Source organism: Streptomyces sp. NPDC002845, assembly GCF_053591955.1.
Genome location: NZ_JBSFUU010000107.1, coordinates 20,526 through 27,327 on the forward strand (window position 1 = coordinate 20,526; position 6,802 = coordinate 27,327).

A 6,802-nucleotide genomic window follows, 5' to 3' on the forward strand; every position below is an offset into this window, starting at 1 on the left:
AAGCGGTAGGGCGCCCGGTACTTACCGGGCGCCCTTTGCTTTACTCGTCCCCCTCCGGGTCCTCCGCGTCCGGGGGCTGAACGATGTCGCCCGGGGGTGACTGGGGTGTCGTCGCCGCGGGTGGTGAGGTTGTCGCCGGGGGTGTCGTCGTCGCGGGTGCGGAGGTCAGGGGCGGCTGGGTTGTCGGGGGAGCCGTTGTCGTCGGAGGGGCGGAGGAGGTCGGGGGCTTCGTCGTCGGGGACTTGGACGGGGACGCGGACTGGGACGGGGACTGCGTGACCGTCGGCGACCGGGTGGGCTCGACGGCCGCGCCCTGGTCGGTCTCCAGGTCGAACTCGCTGACCTTGCCCATGACACCAAAGGTGTACGCGGCCCAGATCTGGGCGGGGAAGCCACCGCCGTTGACCCGGTCGACGCCGGCCGTGCCGTAGAGCGGGACGTGGGCGTGCGGGGGCTTGTCGTCCTCGCCGAAGAGGCCGACCGAGGTGACCAGGTCCGGGGTGTAGCCGGTGAACCAGGCGGACCTGTTCTCGTCGGACGTACCGGTCTTGCCGGCGACCTCCTGGCCGTCGCGGGCCGGGTTGTCGCGCACGGAGGTGCGGGCCGTACCGTCGTCGACCACGCCGGTCAGGACCGAGGTGACCGTGTCGGCGGCCTCGCGGCTGATGACCTGCTCGCCGATCGGGTCGGGGAACTCGACCGGGATGTCCTTGTTCTCGGCGGAGGCCACGACCGCGGGGGTGACCTTCTTGCCATGGTTGTCGAGGGTGGCGTAGACCCCGGCCATCTCCAGGGGGCTCGCGCCCATGGAGCCGAGCGTCTGCGCGGGCACCGCCTGTTCGTCCTCGACGTCCATGCCGAGCTCGGCGGCGACCTTCATCACCTCGTCCATGCCGACGTCGACGCCCATCTGCGCGAAGACGGAGTTGATGGACTTGTTCATCGCGGTCTGCACGGTGACGTCGCCGTAGTCGACGTCGTCCTCGTTCGGCGGGGCGAAGCCGACCTTGTTTCCGTCGTCCACGACCGGGCGCTTGCTGTCGCCGTCGTAGACCGTGCTCGCGGTGATCGGGTCGCCGTCCTGGGTCTCGGCGCCCGCCTCGACGGCGGCGGCGAGGATGACCGGCTTGAAGGTGGAGGCGGGCTGGTAGTCGGCACGTGTCGCGTTGTTCGTGAAGTGCTTCACGTAGTCCACGCCGCCGTACATCGCCATGACCTTGCCCGTCTTCGGGTCGACCGAGACGGCACCGGCCTGGACGTCGCCGTCGACGTCCCGCTCCTTCGGGTCGAGCTTGCTGGTGAGGGTCTCCTTGACGGCCTTCTCCAGCTGGGACTGCTTCTTCTTGTCGACGTTCAGCGTGATGGTCCAGCCGCCCGCGTCGACCATGGCCCTGGCCTCGTCCAGGTCGGCGGCCGTGTCCTGGGCGACGAGCTGCCGGGCCAGCGCGTTGTTGGCCGCCTCCACCAGGTATCCGGTCTGGCCCTCCAGGCCGGGGGCGCCCTTGGGCTCCTTCGGCACCGGGAACTTCATGGCGTCGCGCTCGGCGGCGTCCAGCCAGTCCTCTCCGACCATGTTGTCCAGGACGTAGTTCCAGCGCTCCTGGACCAGCTCCTTGCTGGTGTCGGAGGCGACGGCCCAGTCGTACTGGCTCGGTGCCTGGAGCAGCGCGGCGAGGTAGGCGCCCTGCTCGACGGTGAGCTCGCTGGCGTCCACGCGGTAGTACGCCTGGGCGGCGGCCTGGATGCCGTAGGCGCCGCGGCCGTAGTAGCTGGTGTTGATGTAGCCCGCGAGGATGTAGTCCTTGGACTTCTGGCGGTCCACCTTCAAGGAGATCACGAGTTCCTTGAGCTTGCGGGTGACCGTCTGGTCCTGTGTCAGGTAGTAGTTCTTGACGTACTGCTGGGTGATCGTCGAGCCGCCCTGCTTGCCCTGGCCGCGGACGGTGTTGAGCAGGCCCCGGGCCGTGCCCTTGAAGTCGATGCCGTTGTCGTCGTAGAAGGACTTGTTCTCGGCGGCGACGAAGGTGTACTGGACGTTCCTGGGGACTTCGCTGAGGTCGACGATCTCGCGGTTGGTGTCACCGTCGCGGGCGAGCGTGGTCGTGCCGTCGCTGTACTTGTAGATGTTGCTCTGCTCCAGCGCGGCCGCGTTGCCCGCGGGGACTTCGATCATCAGGTACAGCGCGATGAAGGCGCCCATGCCGAGCAGGCAGGCGCCAAGGAAGGTGCCGAGCAGCTTCTTCCAGGTGAAGAACCGGCGTATGCCGCTCTTCCCGCTCTTGCCGGCCGCACCGGCCCGTGCACCGGAGGAGCGCTTGGGCGCAGCGCGGCGGCCGCCTCGCTGCCGTGCTCGTCTCTCTTCCGCTCGTCCCATGGCTCCGGTTCGCTTCCTTCTCGTACGTCAGTCTGGTCTCACTGGTCTGATCTCACCGTCGGCTCAGCAAGCTAGCACCGCGCGCTGTGACAAAGGGCCGCCGATCCGGGCTTTTCCGGACGTGACAATCAGCACGCGGTCGGCACGCCGTCACTGCGCCGTCTTACCGAAACCGACGACTCAACGGCCTTGAAGGTTGCCTTTCGCCATTTGTCGCACAGGACACAGTCGACCACTGGCGTCCGTACAGAATCGTGACAATCAGTGGTGGCCTGCGGAAACACAGTCACCCTGGCCAGCTATACGCGGCATGTATACGTGCGGTGTATACGCCGTATGTACAGTGCTCCCATGTCCATCGGTCACACCCTTCTGGGACTCCTGGAGTCCGGACCCCGCCACGGTTACGACCTCAAGCGGGCCTTCGACGAGAGGTTCGGTCACGACCGGCCTCTCCACTACGGCCAGGTCTATTCGACGATGTCCCGGCTCCTGAAGAACGGCCTCGTGGAGGTCGAAGGCATCGAGCCGGGCGACGGCCCCGAGCGGAAGCGCTATTCGATCACCGAGGCCGGCGTCACGGATGTCCAGCGCTGGCTGGCGACCCCGGAGAAGCCGGAGCCGTACCTCCAGTCGACCCTGTACACCAAGGTCGTCCTCGCCCTGCTGACCCACCGGAACGCGGCCGACATCCTCGACACGCAGCGTTCCGAGCACCTGCGCATGATGCGCATCCTCACCGACCGCAAGCGCAAGGGCGATCTCGCGGACCAGCTGATCTGCGACCACGCCCTGTTCCATCTGGAGGCCGATTTGCGCTGGCTCGAACTGACCGCGGCCCGTCTCGACAAGCTCGCCGAGGCGGTGACGACCCGATGACTCCCGCCGGTTCCCTGCTCATCGCCTCCGACCTGCGCAAGGCGTACGGCCCGACCACCGCGCTCGACGGTGCCGAGTTCTCCATCCACCCCGGCGAGGTCGTCGCCGTCATGGGCCCCTCGGGCTCCGGCAAGTCGACCCTGCTGCACTGTCTGGCCGGGATCGTGACGCCCGATTCCGGCTCGATCCTCTACAGCGGGCGTGAGATGGCGACGATGAGCGACAGCGAGCGCAGCGCGCTCAGGCGTAGCGAGTTCGGCTTCGTCTTCCAGTTCGGCCAGCTCGTGCCCGAACTGACCTGCGTCGAGAACGTGGCCCTGCCACTGCGGCTGAACGGCACCGGCCGCAAGCAGGCCGAGCGGGCGGCGCTGTCCTGGATGGAGCGCCTGGAGGTCGACGACCTGTCGGGCAAGCGGCCCGGCGAGGTCTCCGGCGGTCAGGGGCAGCGGGTCGCCGTGGCCCGGTCGCTGGTGACCAACCCGCGCGTGCTGTTCGCCGACGAGCCGACCGGCGCGCTCGACTCGTTCAACGGCGAGCGCGTGATGGAGCTCCTCACCGAGGCCGCCCGGTCCACCAACGCCGCCGTCGTCCTCGTCACCCACGAGGCACGCGTGGCCGCGTACTCCGACCGCGAGATCGTCGTACGGGACGGGAAGTCCCGGGACATGGAGCGGATCGTATGAGTGCCCGCCCGTCGCCCACCACCACCCTGCCCGAGGCGCTTCGCGCCGCCCCTTTCTATGCCAAGTGGTCCCGGGACCTGGGCATGGGCTTCAGGTTCGCCTTCAGCGGGGGCCGCGAGGGGTGGATGCGGGCCGTGCTCACGGCGGTCGGGGTCGGTCTGGGCGTGGCGCTGCTGCTGCTCACGACGGCGATACCGAGCGCGCTGGCCACGCGGGACGTACGCGATGACAACCGGCGGGACCTCGGGCTCCTCTACAACGAGGAGAGCACCCGGACCGAGCCGTCCGACCGCACCGTCGTGGTCGGTCAGGCCAACACCAGCTTCCGCTCCGAGGACATCCGCGGGCGGCTGCTGGAGCCGGAGGGGCTCGGGTCGACACCGCCGCCGGGGGTGGGGAAGTTCCCCGCGCGGGGCGAGATGGTCGTCTCGCCCGCGCTGAAGGAGCTGCTGGCCTCGGGCGAGGGCGAACTGCTGCGTGAGCGGCTGCCGTACCGCGTCGTCGGCACCATCGGCGAACCCGGGCTGATCGGTTCGGCCGAACTCGCCTACTACGCGGGGGCCGCCGGGCTCGCGGAGAAGATCGACGGCTACAACGTGGGCCGTATCGAACGCTTCGGCGTCACGGAGGAGCAGCCCGCGGAGGCGATGGACCCGGTCCTGGTCCTGCTCATCCTGGTCGTCTTCGTCGTCCTGCTGATACCGGTGGGCGTCTTCATCGCGGCGGCCGTGCGCTTCGGCGGCGAGCGGCGCGACCGGCGGCTCGCGGCGCTGCGGCTGGTCGGCTCCGACAGCCGGATGACCCGCCGGATCGCGGCGGGCGAGGCGGTCGCCGGGGCCGGGCTGGGGCTGGTCTTCGGTACCGGGTTCTTCCTGATCGGCCGTCAGGCAGCGGGCTCGGTCGAGGTGTTCGGGGTCAGTGTGTTCCCGAGCTATCTCAACCCCTCCCCCGGCCTCGCCGCGCTGGTCGCGATCGCGGTCCCGGCGGCCGCCGTCCTCGTCACGCTGTTCGCCCTGCGCGGGGTGGTCATCGAACCGCTCGGCGTGGTCCGCACGGCCCGCCCCGCCCGCCGCCGGCTGTGGTGGCGGCTGCTCCTGCCGCTCGCCGGGCTCGTGATGCTCTACCCGATGATCGGCCAGGGCAATGACGGCGGCGAGTTCAACCAGTACCTGGTGACCGGCGGCGTCCTGTTCCTGCTGGTCGGCGTCACCGCGCTGCTCCCGTGGATCGTGGAGGCCACCGTCGCCCGCCTCGGCTCCGGCGCGGTCTCCTGGCAACTCGCCGTCCGCAGGCTCCAGTTGAGCAGCGGTACGGCGGCCCGCATGGTCAACGGCATCGCGGTCGCGGTGGCCGGGGCGATCGCCCTGCAGATGCTGTTCGCCGGGGTCCAGGGCGACTACACCGAGATGACGGGCCGGGACCCGCTCCGCGCCCAGATGGCGATCGACTTCCCGGAGCACGTCCAAGCGACGAGCCTGAGGAAGGAGTTCGAGAAGACCGAGGGCGTACAGCGCGCCGTGGCCCTCTCCGAAGGCTGGCTCGGCGACAAGCGCCTCGAACCGGGCAACGAGAGCGATCTGACCGTCGGCGACTGCGCCTCCCTGCGCGAGGTCGCCGAGCTCCCCTCCTGCCGCGACGGTGACGTCTTTGTACGGTCGGACGAGGGCATGGACACCAGCGGCCTCGTCAAGCCCGGCAGCACGCTCTACATCGACCCGTCCTACGCCGACGACGAGCCCGGCGCCGAGGTCCCCTGGACGGTTCCGGCCCAGGTGACGAAGGTGTCCGGCCGCGAGGACTCGCTCGATCGTGTCGCGGGCGTGCTGTTCACCCCCGGCGCCCTGCCCGAGCAGGCCGGGCCGACCCTCAGCAGCAGCTTCTACGTGCAGGTCGACGAGTCGGTGCCGGACGTGCGCGAGCGGGTGCGCAACACGGCCGCGGCGATCGATCCCTTCACCACGGCCTGGGACTGGGCGGCCAGCGAACAGTCGGACGCGTACGAGTCCATCCGTACGGGCCTCTTCGTCGGCGCGGCCTGCGTCCTCTTCCTCATCGGCGCGAGCCTCCTCGTCTCCCAGCTGGAGCAGCTCCGCGAACGCAAGAAGCTCCTCTCCGCCCTCGTCGCCTTCGGCACCCGCCGCCGCACACTCGGCCTCTCGGTCCTCTGGCAGGCAGCGATCCCGATCGCCCTGGGCCTCGTCCTCGCCTCGGCGGTCGGCCTGACACTGGGCTCGGTCCTGCTGAAGATGTCCGGCGTTCCGGTGACCGTTGACTGGGCGAGCGTGCTGTCGATGACAGGCGTCGGCGCGGGCATCGTCGCCCTCGTAACCGCCCTGAGCCTTCCCCCGCTCCTCAGGCTCATCCGCCCGGACGGACTCCGGACGGAGTAGCGGCCCTCGCGCCGGACAGGCCCCGGGCCCCCTTCCGGTTCGGGAGGGGGCCCGGGGCCGTACGCGTCCGAGGTTGCAGAACAGGTGGGTAGTTCGGGTTCGGGTGGTGGTTGTCGCCGGTCTCGTACGACAGGAACATTCCGGTCGCCATGTCGGCCACACGAACCAGAGGGCGCAGCCGCGCAGGAGCCAGGCGCACAGGAGCCAGGCGCACAGCCCACGCCAGCACCCATCAACCCACGCCGGCACCCATCAGCCCAGGTCGGCGCCCCATCAGCCCAGGTCGGCGCCCATCAGCCCGTCCGGCGCTTGAGGACGAGGCCGAAGGCCGATCCCCCACCCACCGGCCCGCAGCATCCCAACCCACCCAAGACGCCCCCAGCCCGTCCGGCGCTTGAGGACGAGGCCGTTCAGGCCGACCCACAGCAACCCCCACCCACCCCCAACCGGCCCCCCCCCCCCCCCCCGGGCCGGGG

4 protein-coding genes are annotated in these 6,802 nt (G+C 69.9%); 3 read left to right on the top strand and 1 reads right to left on the bottom strand.

The annotated features are described in order from the left end of the window. Window positions 1-40: 40 nt before the first annotated feature. Window positions 41-2,374: a transglycosylase domain-containing protein gene (locus tag ACWD3C_RS43155; RefSeq protein ID WP_451153338.1), complete on the bottom strand. Its 2,334-nt coding sequence runs from the start codon at window positions 2,372-2,374 to the stop codon at window positions 41-43. A 351-nt stretch (window positions 2,375-2,725) separates the two neighbouring features. Here ACWD3C_RS43155 and ACWD3C_RS43160 point away from each other — a divergent pair, with 351 nt between their 5' ends. The 3 genes from ACWD3C_RS43160 to ACWD3C_RS43170 all read left to right on the top strand — a co-directional run bounded on the left by ACWD3C_RS43160 (window position 2,726) and on the right by ACWD3C_RS43170 (window position 6,326). After that, window positions 2,726-3,253, top strand: a complete 528-nt coding sequence (locus tag ACWD3C_RS43160; protein ID WP_451153340.1) for a PadR family transcriptional regulator — start codon at window positions 2,726-2,728, stop codon at window positions 3,251-3,253. Then, complete coding sequence (locus ACWD3C_RS43165) at window positions 3,250-3,936, top strand: ABC transporter ATP-binding protein (protein WP_451153342.1); 687 nt, start codon at window positions 3,250-3,252, stop codon at window positions 3,934-3,936. The genes ACWD3C_RS43160 and ACWD3C_RS43165 overlap by 4 nt, the downstream gene beginning before the upstream one ends. An 83-nt stretch (window positions 3,937-4,019) precedes the next feature. Next, window positions 4,020-6,326 (top strand): ABC transporter permease, encoded by a 2,307-nt coding sequence (locus tag ACWD3C_RS43170; RefSeq protein ID WP_451153344.1) that lies wholly within the window; start codon window positions 4,020-4,022, stop codon window positions 6,324-6,326. The last annotated feature ends 476 nt before the right edge of the window (window positions 6,327-6,802 follow it).